Below are 12,152 nucleotides of genomic sequence, written 5' to 3'. Positions count from 1 at the left end.
CTTGATATTAGACGTTTCTAATTCCGATTTTGTCACAATAGGTTTGGCAAAAATAACCTCTTTCCATACATTTACGAGATTCTCGGAGTTAAAAAAGCAAAAAGACAGCAATTTAGAGAAAATAGAAAAACAGCAACAGAGAGATGTTTGCGGCAATAACACAGCCGATTCCCCTCAATATCCACGGGCGCAAAGGGCTTTTCCCACCGGCAAAGAACAATGCGTAGCACATGTTTACCGCTATATTGCTGACAATAGCCTGCATGGTGCAAGCCGTAATCACCGGCACTGCCACGCTGCCCGTTCCTTGAAGCAGGTTCAGGATGAAAGGAGTGATGTCGCTGAAGCCCGAAACGAAGGAGAGCAGGTTCAGTCCGCCCGTGCCGGCATACACCAACGTATAGTGGGTCAGGATAGTGAACACCACAAACAGTATGGCAAAAATCAGCGCCACCTTAAACTCCAACGGGTTACTGCCCTCCTCTTCTTCCTCAGCCTGCGTGCCGTCGTCCGTCCGTTTCCGCTTGGAATGCAGATAGCATGCCACGGTGGCCGTCACCAGCGACATAATCAGCAGATAGGGATAGACAGCCAGCAACGTGTCCCAACTGAAAATGCCTATCAATATCAGGAAACGTAGGAACATCATGCTGACCGCCAGCAACATAGCTGCCACATATTCGGGAGCATCCTGCGCAGAGGCCTTGCGGCTCTTTCGCGCCAATACGGAAATAGTGGCCGTACTGCTGTACAAGCCTCCCACAATGCCCGAAACCAGAATACCCGATTCACGGAAGACGTAGCGCTTCAACAAATAGGAAAGATAGGAAATGCCCGACACGACCACCGTGGCCAGCCAAATGCTGTAGGGCGTCAGGTTGATGCCGGGAATGAGGTTCTTGTCGGGCAGCATCGGAAGGATAATGCCGCTGATGGCAAGGAACTTGGCAAGCGTTGTCATCTCATCGTTCTTCATGCGCTGGGCCAGTTCCGTGAAGGTGTGCTTCAGCTCGGTGAAGAGCAGGACGGTCACTATGACCATGACGTAGAACCACGACGGCTGCGTGGCCACAATGGGGGCTATGCAATAGGTGATGAGCGCAATAATGATGGTAGTTACTCCGAACACATGGTACTGTGACTGCTTCACGTAATAATTCAGCCCGAGCAACAGTCCCAGCACGGCTCCCCCTCCCATGAACAGACGATAATCCGCAGGGTCGAGCATATAGAGCAGATAGCCCAGAATGCCTATGAAGGTGAAGGTACGGTCGGTGCCGAAAAGCGTAGTCTCCCCTTCGCGCTTCAAGCTGATTTTCCGCTGTGAAAGCCCGATGAGTAAAGAGAATACGGTGACCAGAAGGAAAGTGACCAATTCTCTCGGCAGGTAGTCGTAAAGTTTCTCCATGACGATTAAACAAGTACGGCGTACAATTGGTTTGCTACCATGTGGTGAAAGGGTGCTTCATCAGTTGCGAGTTATAGTAACGGGCGTCTCCCGTCACCTCCCTTCCGACGAAAGCGGGTTTCACGAAAGGCTCGTCCTCCGAGGAGAGTTCCACCTCGGCCACGGTCAGCCCCTCGTTCTCGCCATAGAACTCGTCCACCTCAAAAGTATGCTGTCCGCTACGAACCAGGTAGCGGGTCTTGTCGATGATGCCCGGTTCGCACAGTTTCAGCAGTTCCCGCGCTTCGTCCAATGGGATTTCCTTTTCCCACTCGTAGCGGCTGGTTCCCGATTCGTTGGACGCACCCTTGATGGTGAGGAATCCCCGTCCGTCACGGATGCGCACCCGCACCGTCCGTCCACGCGCACTACTGATGTATCCCTGCACGATGCGGCTCTGTGCATAGGCTTGCGACTTGTATTCTCCCGTTACGAGGAATTTCCGTTCTATCTCCTGCGGCATGTTGTTTCCGATGGTTTTATCAGCCCCAGTAAGAATAGGCCACAAACATGGCGATGACCAGCACAATGGCTATCACTCCCATCGTCAGCATCACTTCCTTGGCCTGCTGCTCTTCCTTCTGGCTGTGCATTGCTTTCTTTTTACTTTTTCCCATGGCGTGTTTTTTAGTTTAAAGTTCAACGATGAACAAAGTAAAGGCAAATTCGGGAAGAATGCAAATGAAAGGGGAAGAATTTTCCGCAATTCTGCACGGCTTTTTCATTCAGAGGAGTTATCGGGAGTTGGAAGGAGTTATCGCCCTTCGGGCTTAGGAGTTAGAAGCCGGTACTCCGGCTGATGGGCTATACTATCGGCCTTTAACTCCCCGCTATGAATAATGCAGGTGTGAAAGCAGGCAAGCGTCCGGGAAAAAGTTTTCGTTTTGTGGAACGCCTTGCCCCGAAAAGCCCCATCGGAGAAAAAAATTGCCGTATCTTTGCAATGTCGTTAAGCTTAATACACAGAACACGAAATTATTCAAATCAAACACATTTAGAATTATGCCAGTACTTTACAAAACTATTCAATCCACGAAAGAGAACAAGGACGGAGCCAAGCTCTTCCATCCGCGCGTTGTACACACCGCCATATAAGAACAAACTTACAGCTAAATCCTGTTTCCATTTACACAAAATTTTGGACAGTGTCATAATTTTGGATTGGGGACTATAATAATGACTTTATTACTTATATGTATATCATGTCTCCTACTATCAAAGTCTTATAAAATAAGAACTGTATCATATTTGATATTATCTATATATTCCATTTTTTCATATTGGGCATGTCTGTTTTATGCTTGTTTACTATAAATATAGAACACCAAGTTTGGTATTATATCTCTATTATTATGATGACGGGAGTAAACGTTTTGATTTCTTTTAGGGGTTTGGGGATTAGTTAGAAGAAATGCCTTCCTTTGCCGTAAAAGGGATTTTGTTCCTATTGTTAACAGATTTGTTCTCTGTTGTAGCGGATGTTCTTCATCCGCTGCTTCCGAACATCAGAACCTCCGGATTCAATAACTGACTGATTAAAGTGTTTCCCATCTTTATTAAGAATGGGGAACTTTAATCAGTCAGTTTATCGGAAATACTCAGTGTAATAGCATTCAGGAGGGGAACATGCTATTCTCCGCTTCCCGCGAATTCCATCAGGTAAGCTTTGATGAAGCCGTCTATCTTTCCGTCCATCACACCGTTCACGTCGCTGGTCTGGAAATTGGTGCGGTGGTCTTTCACGCGGCGGTCGTCGAAGACGTAGCTACGAATCTGGCTACCCCATTCGATTTTCTTCTTGCCGGCTTCCACCTTGGCCTGCTCGGCCATGCGGTGCTGGAGTTCCTTATCGTAGAGCATGGAACGGAGAAGGCGGAGAGCATTCTCGCGGTTCTTAGGCTGGTCGCGTGTTTCGGTATTTTCAATCAGGATTTCTTCTTCCTCACCCGTATAGGGGTCTTTGTACTGATAGCGCAGACGGACACCGGATTCTACCTTGTTGACGTTCTGTCCACCGGCGCCACCGCTTCGGAAGGTATCCCATGACATGCGAGCAGGTTCGATATTCACCTCGATGGTATCATCTACCAAAGGAGTGACAAACACGGATGCAAAAGAAGTCATACGCTTACCCTGGGCATTGTAGGGCGAAACACGCACCAGGCGGTGCACACCGTTCTCACCTTTCAGATAACCATAGGCATAATCACCGGAAATCTCGATGGTACAAGTCTTGATACCTGCCTCGTCTCCTTCCTGAAGGTTGGCAATGGTAGCCTTGTAGCCGTGAGTCTCGGCATAGTGCAGGTACATACGCATCAGCATGCTTGCCCAGTCCTGGCTTTCCGTACCACCGGCACCGGAGTTGATTTTCAGCACACAGTCCATTTGGTCGGCTTCCTCGCGAAGCATGTTCTTGAGCTCGAGGGCTTCGACGGCAGCGATTGCCTTGGCATAGGCATCATCCACTTCCTCCTCAGTCACCAGTTCGTCCTTGTAAAAGTCGAAGGCCAACTGCACTTCATCGGCCAAAGTCTTCACCTCATTGTAGCCGGAAATCCATTGTTGCAGGCCTTTCACCTTCTTCATCTGAGCCTCGGCAGCCTTCTGATTGTCCCAAAAACCGGGAGCTTGGGTGCGAAGCTGCTCTTCTTCCACTTGTATCTTCTTTCCTTCAATGTCCAGATAGCGGTTCAACGCTTCGGTACGTTCTTTGATATCTTTCAGTTGTTCTGCGGTAATCATGAGTCTATTTACGATTTGACAATTTACGATTTGACGATTGAAGTTGGTATTATCAATCCGACTTCGGACGGCAAAGGTATGAAAAAAACGCATAATTTCGCAGCTATCAGTTCAATAAGTCGTGGTATAGAAGATGAATCCGTGCCCAGACCATTCAAAAGACAAGGTACCGAAAAAGCTTTCATTTCTTAGAAAAATCCTTGTCTACCATTGTCACATCCCATCCAGAAACGACATCGCCGTAAAGATAGTTGCCGTACTTTCATCGGTGGAGGAACCGAACGATACACCGTCTATCACATACAACGGCTGGCCACTTCCGCTTACAGAACAGTTACCACGGATAATCTCTGAAGAACCGCCCAAACCGGATGAACTCTTATTGATCTGCACACCTGCCATCTTACAGGCCAACGCGTTCATCATGTTGAGGTCTTTCACGCGTGCCAATTCGTCACCGTTCACCACTTGAGTAGAGCAAGTCAGTGATTTTTCTTTCTTTGCAATACCCAATGCCATTACCACCACTTCATCCAGCAGCTTGGCATCATTCTTTAATATGACTCTTATCGTTCCCGGAGTGATGGGAACTTCTTGTGTTATCATACCTACGAAAGACACTTGCAGTGTCGTGGCACCTGCGGGCGCATCTGTAACAGTGAATTTGCCGTCTAAATCTGTTACGCCTCCGGTAGTGCTTCCTTTTACCAATACGGAAGTTCCGATAATCGGTTCATTGCCTTCAGCTGAAATAACGATACCGGTAATGGGGGAGGAGAGAATTTTGGGCTGCTGGCAGAACCGGTGCTTTATTGCATGGTTTTAAGCAGATTACGGCATCCCCCTTCTCTCCCTCGCCTAAGAGTGAGACTTTCATTATCTACAAGAGAACTCCTCCCCGGCAACGCGACAAAAGATGATTAGTTTCTTGCGTGCAGGGAGGGGAGTTTCTTTCTGTTCAGAAGAAGGAGATAAAAAACAGACCGTCGGCCTGGAATGAAAAAGCTTCATCCCAGGTCGGACGGTTATAAACAAAAAAACAAAGTTCTATTCTTCGTACATCCTATCAATCAGTCCTTTGTAGTTCTTTGCCACAACAGAACGTTTCAGCTTCAGCGTGTTCGTCAGCTCACCGCGTTCCATACTGAATGGTTCGGGCAGAAGCGTGAAACGCTTCACTTGCTCATAATGGGCAAATTGCTGCTGCAAGGTATCGATACGGGCACGGAACAACGCCTGTATCTTGGGATGTTGCAACAACTCATCCATATTGCCGTATGCAATGCCTTTCTCTTTGGCATAATCCTCCACAAAGCCATAAACGGGAACTATCAAAGCTGAAACAAACTTACGCTCATCGGCAATGACAGCAATCTGATCGATGTAGCGGTCTATGGCCAGCTTCGTTTCCAATGCCTGCGGCGAAATGTATTTTCCGTTGGAGGTCTTGAACAAGTCCTTGATGCGTTCCGTCAGATACAGTTGTCCGTCCTTCAGATAACCGGCATCACCCGTGTGAAACCATCCGTCACCGTCAATGGCAGCAGCCGTTGCCTCCGGTTTCTTGTAGTAGCCGGTAGTGATGGTCTTACCACGAAGAAGTATCTCGTTGTTCTCGCCGATCTTCACCTCCACATCGGGCATTACCGTACCTACGGAACCAATCTCATACCCTTCGTTGAGGAAGCAGGATACGGTAGCCATAGACTCCGTCAGGCCATAACCTACCACCATGTTGATGCCTACCGAATGTACGAACTCGCAGATTTCATCGGGCACGGCAGCACCGGCTGTAGGGAAGAAGTTTCCGTTCTCGATGCCTATCGTCCTCTTCAGCAGGGCATAAATGGTCTTTTCGTAGAACTTATACTTCAAATGGAGCATCATAGGCGGTTTTTTGCCTAAACGCAAATAGCCTATGTTGTGCGCCTTGCCCACCTTGATGGCATCCAGCATCATAGCCTTACGCAAGCCGGTTTCCCGGGCAATCTTCTCCTGCACGCCGGCATAGACCTTCTCCCAGAAACGGGGCACACTGCACATCAGCGTGGGACGTATCTCTTTAATAGTAGTCTGGATATCCTGCGGACGCAGATTGACACAGACCTGCACACCCCGGTGGATACAGAGGTAGGTCCATGCTTTCTCGAACACATGCGTCAACGGGAGGAAGTTCATGGAAACATCCCGGTCTGTCATGAAAGGCAGACGGATATCATGGATGCGGAAAGCTTCCCGATAATTGAAATGATGGAGCATGACACCTTTCGGTTCACCGGTAGTGCCGGAAGTATAAAGGATATTGGCGAGGTCGTCGTCCGAAGCGGCTGAGGTACGTTGCCCTACAACGGCATCGTGCGGCAATCCTTCACCCATTGCCATAAATTCATCGAAATAGACGGAAGTCATGTCGCGCGGGTCTTTCACCACAGCACGGTCGAAGATAATGAGCTGCTGCAGGGAGTGGCAGAAGCCGAACACACTGAAAGCGGCATCATACTGAAACTGCTCGCCCACAAACAGATAGCGTATCTGTGCATCGTTGATAATATATTGTGCCTGTGCCGGTGAACTGGTGGCATACAAAGGTATGGTCACCGCCCGGTTGGCAAATGCACCGAAATCGGTAAAGAGACATTCGGGTTTATTCTGCGAGAAGATACCTATGTTCTCTTGTGGCTCTATTCCCAAAGCTACCATGGCATTGGCAGTCTGGCGTACAGTCAGCGAGAACTCCTTCCATGAGACGGGTATCCATTGCGCAGTTTCATAGTCCCTATATTTCAGGGCTATTTTGTCTCCATACTTCTCTGCCTGGCGATGCACCAGAACAGACAAATGATGATAAGTCATAACTTTTGATATTGATAAATACGGCACAAAGGTAGTGGTTTCATTTGAAACTAATTCGATATTAACGGGTAATTATTCAATATGGGTGCTCCTTTCCGTTTTTTATTCGTAAGTTTGCAGCTGGATTATTTATTTACTGAATATGATTTACGATATACCGACTTTAACTTCCGAAGCAACCGGATTGCTCAAATCACTGATAACCATTCCTTCCCTGAGCCGCGACGAGGAGAAAGCGGCGGATTATCTGCAAGACTATATCGAGATGCAAGGCATGGCAACAGGACGTAAAGGCAACAATGTGTGGTGCCTCAGCCCGATGTTTGACCTAAAGAAACCGACCTTGCTGCTGAATTCGCATATCGACACCGTAAAACCCGTCAACGGGTGGCGGAAAGCCCCCTTTACCCCCACGCTGGAAAGTAACGGAAAGCTCTACGGGCTGGGCAGCAATGATGCCGGAGCAAGTGTTGTCAGCCTGCTGCAAGTGTTCCTCACGCTGTGCCGCACCACCCAGGCCTACAATCTGATATATCTTGCCTCGTGCGAGGAAGAAGTTTCGGGCAAAGGTGGAATAGAGTGCGTGCTACCGGAACTGCCCCCCATACAGTTTGCCATTGTAGGCGAGCCGACGGAGATGCAACCTGCCATTGCAGAAAAAGGCTTGATGGTGCTGGATGTAACTGCTACCGGAAAATCGGGACATGCTGCCCGAAACGAAGGGGACAATGCCATATATAAGGTATTGGACGATATTGCCTGGTTTCGTGATTACCATTTCCCCAAAGAATCTTCCCTGCTGGGCCCCGTGAAAATGAGTGTAACTATGGTAAATGCCGGCACACAGCATAACGTCATTCCCGACCGTTGTACTTTTGTCGTAGACATCCGCAGCAACGAGTGTTATACTAATCAAGAGCTATTTGATGAAATACGGAAACACATCACGTGTGAAGCCAAAGCCCGCTCCTTCCGGTTAAGCTCCTCGCACGTAGCCCCGGAGCATCCGGTAGTGCAAAAAGCTATTGCCATGGGGTGTACTCCCTTCGGATCACCCACCTTGTCCGACCAGGCACTGATGCCCTTCCCTTCTCTGAAGATGGGACCGGGAAAAAGCGCCCGTTCACACACTGCCGACGAATTCATCTTTATCAAAGAGATTGAAGAAGCGATAGAGATGTATCTGAAGCTATTGGAAGGGACAAAAATATAAGAGGAAAGGGGTGAGCATTGTCACTTTTTATCCACACTGGGTCTCCATTTATAAACCATTGTTATCAAGCATACTGCAACAGAGGTATCTCAGTATACAATTGAGACTATCATCTGTTCAGCCACGGCTCCGGATTCAGTTTCTCCTTCTCTTTCCTCAATTGGAAGTGCAGCACCGTACGGCCATTGTCGGCCCCATCCGAGAAGATTTGTCCGAGAATCTGTTTGGTAGTCACATCATCACCCTGCTTCACTGAAGCCGATGACAAATTGCAATAAACAGATATATAATCTCCATGGCGGATAAGAACATTGAACAGCCCGTTCAGTTTAAAGACTGCTGCCACCTTGCCGTCGAAGATGGCGCGGGCTTGGGCACCCAGCTTTCCTTGTATATCGATGCCCTTATTGTCCAGCTTGACATTGCGCAAACCTTCCACAGAATACTGGCCGTAATGGCTGGTGATGATATACGCTCCGGTGATGGGCATCGGCAACTTACCGCGATTATTAGTAAAGTTCCCGGACAATTCATGGTCTGCCTTACTCATGGAGTAGGTTTCCAAAGGCTGTGCCTTCGACTTTGCGGGCGTAGAGGCAGTTGCTGGTTTTTCAGTTTTCTCACCAACCTTTTTACGTGCGGCAGCCTCACGGCGCGCTTCTTCTGCCGCACGCTTACGCGCTTTCTCTATCTCTTCCGCTATCAGGCGGTCAATACGTGCATTGAGCTGATTGGCTTCGCGGCGTTGCTTGTTCAGTTCGTTCTGCAATCCCCGCTGTTTCTTTTTCAGGTTGGCTACCAGCAACTTCTGTTCCTTCTCCTGTGCTTCCAGCTTGACTTTTTCCTCTTCACGTTCTTTCAGCAATCCCTCCTTGACAGCCTTCACCTGCTGAAGTTCAGTCTTCTTGCGGTTCACCTGTTCCTGCTTTTTCAACACCTCCTCGCCTTGCAGGCGTTGATAAGTAGCATATTCGCGTACGTAGCGCATGCGGCGGTAGGTCTGCGCCAGGCTCTTGGCAGAGAAGATGAACATGAGCTTCTCTTCAATGGAACGGTTCTTATACAAATATTGAACGGACGATTCATACCTCTGCTTCTTATCCTTCAAATCACGTTGCAAACGGGTCAGTTGGCGCTCCAATGAAGACAACTCGCGCTCTATGGACTCCACATCATTATTGATAGTCAGAATATAACGTTTACGTTCTTCTATCTGTCCGGTTAGTGCAGCAAGGCCTTTCAACTGGCTTCCCACATCCTTTTGGGTGGTTATCAACAGGGTCTCCGACTCCGCTATCTGTTGCTGCAAGGCACCACGCTTGCTTTCCAGTTCCTTAATCAACTTGTTGGACTGGGCAAGGAGCGGAGAAACCGGCAAAAGGAAGAGAAAGAAGAACAGGAGAAGCTTCATAAGTTATGAGGGATTATCCAACAACTGTCAATTATCAACTAATCAAAGGTCCATCAGCATTTCCAGCAGTTCCTCCAGCTCCACCTCTTTATATTTCTGTGAGAGCTGGGTAGGAGTCAGTACAAAAGGCTTATCCGAGAAGTTGGAAAGTTCAATCTTTCCCTTTTCCAGAGAGGGTATACCGAGTTCCTTGCCGGTAAGCACCTTCTTGCCATTGGGCTTGGAAGCGGCATAAAGCAGTTTTTCCAGATGGGCAAAATCTGCCTTCTTGGGCAGTACATTCTTCAGTTCCTTACGTGTTGCACGGACATAACGCTTTCCCATACGATCGACCAGCAGAATCTCATCCGGGGTGACTTCCATACGTGCCACCTCCGTACGAAGTATCGGCATCAGGAAGGAGATCTGCATGCATTCTTTCTTCTTCAGCTTCATCGTACCGTTCACGGTAAGAGTGGCATCTTTATGAGGTACCGTCAGCTGCACTTTGGAGGAAAGGCAGGCCGACTCTCCGGACAGAGCACCCGAGTGGCTCGAAGTCTTGCAACCGGCAAGCCCCACAGCCAGCAACATCAGCAAAGACAAAAGGCGGCATGCCCTTGCTGCATCATTATTGTTCAGTAGGTTTAGTTTCATCTGATATATATTTCTTTTTTTGTATTTTCTGTTTCAACGTATCAGAGCGATTGCCCTTATCCCAGGCTTGCTTCCAATACTTCAAGGCACCTTCGGCATCGCCCGTCATGTAATAAATGTCTCCGCAATGCTCCAAGACCACGTCGCTGCTATCCTTGTCGTTCTTTATCGCCTCGTCTATGTAGAGACGCGCCTCGGCGTAATTGCCTTTGACAAACAATATCCATGCGTATGTATCGAGATAGGTGGAATTGGCAGGTTCGGCTTTCACTGTCTTGTAGCTCATCTCTTCCGCCTTGTCCAAGTCGCGGCGTTCTACGGAAAGGTAATATGCGTAATTGTTCAAGGCACCGATGTTCGAGGGATTGTACACCAAAGCGGAATCATAAGCCGCATACGCTTCTGCATGCAGGTTCTTGCTGTGACAGGCATCACCGATAATGGCATAGAAATCTGATACGACCTCTTTCCTGCTGTCGTCCTTGACGTGCGACAAGGCCTTCTGGCAGACAGCAAGGGCATCATCCGTCCGTTCCGCCTGGTTATAGGCAATGGCCAGATAGAAATAAAACTCCAGCATATCGGGATTGGATTCGACACCGGCTTCACACAAGTTCATTATTTCCTTGTAGTCTTCCTGACGCACAGCCTCACCCAGCAGAGTCATACGCGCTGCCGTATTGGTAGGGTCTATGGCAAGTACCTGGCGCAAAACCGGCCAGGCCTCCTTGTTCATTCCCTTGGAAAGAAGATATTGGGCATACAGCAAGGGCAATTGTGCTTCATCGGGGTCTTGCTCCATGATGCGGTCGAAAAGGGTAATGACACGGGTGCTGTCCTTGCCGGCCTGCTCATTCTGCACGATGAACTGCCGCATCACGTTCAGTTTGGTGTCCGACGCCACTTTCTTGTTCAGCAACAGCGTGTCCAGTTGCTGTTCATGCAGCTCCTTCTGCCCGGTTTCTTCGTAATAAGAAGCCAATGAGTACATGGCCATTGCATTGTCCGGCTCTTCTGCCAGCACCTTCTTGTAAATCTCATAAGCTTCCTGCTTTTTCCCGTTCTGCATATAGACATCCCCCAGCACCACTTGATAGCGCCTGTCGTTGGGATACTCTTCTACCAGACTTTCTATTTCACGGAAGGCGCTCTTGTCGTCCTTCTTTTGCAGATAAATGCGGAACTTCTCCATGCTGAGCTGTTCATTCTTACCCATCCGCTCTTCGAGCTTGTTCAGTATGCCGATAACTTTGTCATACTCCTCCTGCCGGTTATAAATCTCGAGCAGGTTGTACAGCGGCTCCATCTTGTCCGAAAAACGTACCGCCATATCCTCCAGCAAGGTAGAGGCTTTCTCCGTTTCGTTTTGCTGCATATACAGATTGGCCAGTCCCTGGGCATACCAGTAATTGTCGGGAGCATTCTCCACCGCCTTTTCCAACGCGGCCAGCCCCAACGGCACCTGCTTGAGAAACATGTAGTATTGGGCCATCTCATACAAGGCCGATGAAGCGTTCGGATTTATTGCCAGGCAATGCTGCAGGATGTCGAAAGCCGCGTCATAGTCTTTCTGTACTTTCAGGCGGGCTGCTTCGAGAAAGAAGTAGTCGTAACGGCGCTGCTGTTCAGGGGTGAGTTGCGGTGGAAGCTGTTCCGGTTTCCTGCCCGCCGCCTTCTTCTTTTCCTTCTTGGCAGCGGCATGGGATGCGACAACGGGAGCCACACCGGCCGTCATACCGCCAACGATTCCCCCAATCAATGCCCCGCAAGAGGTGAGCCAGGGAAAGGCCGCCAATAGGAGCATGAATATTTTCAGTCTGATTCTCATCTATTTAGCTACAAATTCT

Annotated in this window: 10 protein-coding genes; 1 reads left to right on the top strand and 9 read right to left on the bottom strand. The window is 48.8% G+C overall.

Annotated elements, in window-relative coordinates:
• Positions 1–112: 112 nt before the first annotated feature.
• From E5355_RS01590 to E5355_RS01565, 6 genes are all read right to left on the bottom strand, one after another.
• Positions 113–1,408 (bottom strand): MgtC/SapB family protein, encoded by a 1,296-nt coding sequence (locus tag E5355_RS01590; RefSeq protein WP_136008894.1) that lies wholly within the window; start codon positions 1,406–1,408, stop codon positions 113–115.
• A 34-nt stretch (positions 1,409–1,442) separates the two neighbouring features.
• Positions 1,443–1,910, bottom strand: a complete 468-nt coding sequence (locus E5355_RS01585; protein ID WP_136008893.1) for a CYTH domain-containing protein — start codon at positions 1,908–1,910, stop codon at positions 1,443–1,445.
• Between the two features lie 19 nt (positions 1,911–1,929).
• Positions 1,930–2,064 carry a hypothetical protein gene (locus E5355_RS20095; protein WP_255260446.1) on the bottom strand — a complete coding sequence of 45 codons (135 nt, stop codon included), beginning with the start codon at positions 2,062–2,064 and terminating at the stop codon, positions 1,930–1,932.
• A gap of 1,012 nt (positions 2,065–3,076) precedes the next feature.
• A complete protein-coding gene (gene prfB / locus E5355_RS01575) occupies positions 3,077–4,192 on the bottom strand; it encodes a peptide chain release factor 2 (RefSeq protein WP_136008892.1) in 1,116 nt (371 codons plus the stop codon).
• 213 nt (positions 4,193–4,405) lie between these two features.
• The gene (locus E5355_RS01570; protein ID WP_256371983.1) at positions 4,406–4,951 is read right to left on the bottom strand and encodes a carboxypeptidase-like regulatory domain-containing protein; all 546 of its coding nucleotides are present in this window, start codon (positions 4,949–4,951) and stop codon (positions 4,406–4,408) included.
• 288 nt (positions 4,952–5,239) lie between these two features.
• On the bottom strand, positions 5,240–7,045 hold the full coding sequence (locus E5355_RS01565; protein WP_136008891.1) for an AMP-dependent synthetase/ligase: 1,806 nt from the start codon (positions 7,043–7,045) through the stop codon (positions 5,240–5,242).
• Between the two features lie 142 nt (positions 7,046–7,187).
• Between E5355_RS01565 and E5355_RS01560 the strand changes: the two genes are divergently transcribed.
• Positions 7,188–8,258, top strand: a complete 1,071-nt coding sequence (locus E5355_RS01560) for a M20 family metallo-hydrolase (RefSeq protein ID WP_136008890.1) — start codon at positions 7,188–7,190, stop codon at positions 8,256–8,258.
• Between the two features lie 109 nt (positions 8,259–8,367).
• On the opposite strand, the gene E5355_RS01555 is transcribed toward E5355_RS01560, so the two are convergent.
• The 3 genes from E5355_RS01555 to E5355_RS01545 are packed head-to-tail and all read right to left on the bottom strand — an operon-like array spanning position 8,368 to position 12,133.
• The gene (locus tag E5355_RS01555; protein ID WP_136008889.1) at positions 8,368–9,669 is read right to left on the bottom strand and encodes a murein hydrolase activator EnvC family protein; all 1,302 of its coding nucleotides are present in this window, start codon (positions 9,667–9,669) and stop codon (positions 8,368–8,370) included.
• 42 nt (positions 9,670–9,711) lie between these two features.
• The gene (locus E5355_RS01550) at positions 9,712–10,305 is read right to left on the bottom strand and encodes a DUF4292 domain-containing protein (protein ID WP_136008888.1); all 594 of its coding nucleotides are present in this window, start codon (positions 10,303–10,305) and stop codon (positions 9,712–9,714) included.
• Positions 10,280–12,133 (bottom strand): tetratricopeptide repeat protein, encoded by a 1,854-nt coding sequence (locus E5355_RS01545; RefSeq protein ID WP_136008887.1) that lies wholly within the window; start codon positions 12,131–12,133, stop codon positions 10,280–10,282. Before E5355_RS01545 ends, E5355_RS01550 begins: the two co-directional genes overlap by 26 nt.
• Between the last annotated feature and the right edge of the window lie 19 nt (positions 12,134–12,152).

Source organism: Bacteroides muris (ex Afrizal et al. 2022) (assembly GCF_004793475.1).
GTDB lineage: Bacteria > Bacteroidota > Bacteroidia > Bacteroidales > Bacteroidaceae > Bacteroides > Bacteroides muris.
Note: the sequence above shows the minus strand (reverse complement) of the source record. Positions and strands in the feature narration are given on the sequence as shown.

Coding starts and splice junctions, on each gene's coding strand:
- E5355_RS01590 (WP_136008894.1), bottom strand. CDS start 1,408: ATGGAGAAACTTTACGACTACCTGCCGAGAGAATTGGTCACTTTCCTT.
- E5355_RS01585 (WP_136008893.1), bottom strand. CDS start 1,910: ATGCCGCAGGAGATAGAACGGAAATTCCTCGTAACGGGAGAATACAAG.
- E5355_RS20095 (WP_255260446.1), bottom strand. CDS start 2,064: ATGGGAAAAAGTAAAAAGAAAGCAATGCACAGCCAGAAGGAAGAGCAG.
- prfB (WP_136008892.1), bottom strand. CDS start 4,192: ATGATTACCGCAGAACAACTGAAAGATATCAAAGAACGTACCGAAGCG.
- E5355_RS01565 (WP_136008891.1), bottom strand. CDS start 7,045: ATGACTTATCATCATTTGTCTGTTCTGGTGCATCGCCAGGCAGAGAAG.
- E5355_RS01560 (WP_136008890.1), top strand. CDS start 7,188: ATGATTTACGATATACCGACTTTAACTTCCGAAGCAACCGGATTGCTC.
- E5355_RS01555 (WP_136008889.1), bottom strand. CDS start 9,669: ATGAAGCTTCTCCTGTTCTTCTTTCTCTTCCTTTTGCCGGTTTCTCCG.
- E5355_RS01550 (WP_136008888.1), bottom strand. CDS start 10,305: ATGAAACTAAACCTACTGAACAATAATGATGCAGCAAGGGCATGCCGC.
- E5355_RS01545 (WP_136008887.1), bottom strand. CDS start 12,133: ATGAGAATCAGACTGAAAATATTCATGCTCCTATTGGCGGCCTTTCCC.